Origin of the sequence: Arthrobacter sp. H41 (assembly GCF_000520535.1) — a bacterium.
In the GTDB taxonomy this organism is placed as follows: domain Bacteria; phylum Actinomycetota; class Actinomycetes; order Actinomycetales; family Micrococcaceae; genus Arthrobacter_D.
Map to the genome: position 1 here is coordinate 41,403 of NZ_KI914800.1, position 1,023 is coordinate 42,425.

Here is a 1,023-nt window from a genome sequence, read left to right on the forward strand (position 1 = left end):
TCCTCCATGACAGCGAGCGGGAGGCCTTCGAGGCGCAGGTCGCCTCCCTGGGCAAGGGAACCTCCCTGCTCGTCGACACGTACGACGTCGAGCAGGGAGTCCGCACCGCCGTCGACGTCGCTGGTCCCGAACTCGGCGCCGTGCGACTGGACTCCGGCGACCTCGTGGCGCAGGCGCGCTGGGTGCGGGAACTGCTCGACGACCTCGGCAACTCCAGCACGAAGATCGTGGTGACCTCCGACCTCGACGAGTTCGCGATCGGGCTCCTGGCGTCAGCGCCGGTCGACTCCTACGGGGTAGGAACGTCGCTGGTCACCGGGTCCGGCGCCCCGACCGCCGGCCTGGTCTACAAGCTTGTGAGCCGCCAGGACGACGGCGGCCGGTTCGTCTCGGTGGCGAAGGCAGCGAAGAACAAGGCCTCCGTGGGCGGACGGAAATACGCGCTCCGCCGGCTCGACGGCACCGCCGGTACGGCGTTCCCACGGTGGGCACGGCCGCACACTCCTTCACCCTCCTCCATGACAGCGAGCGGGAGGCCTTCGAGGCGCAGGTCGCCTCCCTGGGCAAGGGAACCTCCCTGCTCGTCGACACGTACGACGTCGAGCAGGGAGTCCGCACCGCCGTCGACGTCGCTGGTCCCGAACTCGGCGCCGTGCGACTGGACTCCGGCGACCTCGTGGCGCAGGCGCGCTGGGTGCGGGAACTGCTCGACGACCTCGGCAACTCCAGCACGAAGATCGTGGTGACCTCCGACCTCGACGAGTTCGCGATCGGGCTCCTGGCGTCAGCGCCGGTCGACTCCTACGGGGTAGGAACGTCGCTGGTCACCGGGTCCGGCGCCCCGACCGCCGGCCTGGTCTACAAGCTTGTGAGCCGCCAGGACGACGGCGGCCGGTTCGTCTCGGTGGCGAAGGCAGCGAAGAACAAGGCCTCCGTGGGCGGACGGAAATACGCGCTCCGCCGGCTCGACGGCAACGGCAGGGCCACCGCCGAGGTGCTCGGCGTCGGGACGCCGCCCGTCGA

General features: G+C 70.6%; 2 pseudogenes. Both read left to right on the forward strand.

What is annotated here, in order from left to right:
• A pseudogene (locus tag Y705_RS23195) lies at window positions 1-746 on the forward strand (hypothetical protein); the annotation flags it as partial.
• A pseudogene (locus Y705_RS23200) lies at window positions 695-1,023 on the forward strand (nicotinate phosphoribosyltransferase); the annotation flags it as partial. The pseudogenes Y705_RS23195 and Y705_RS23200, both read left to right, overlap by 52 nt.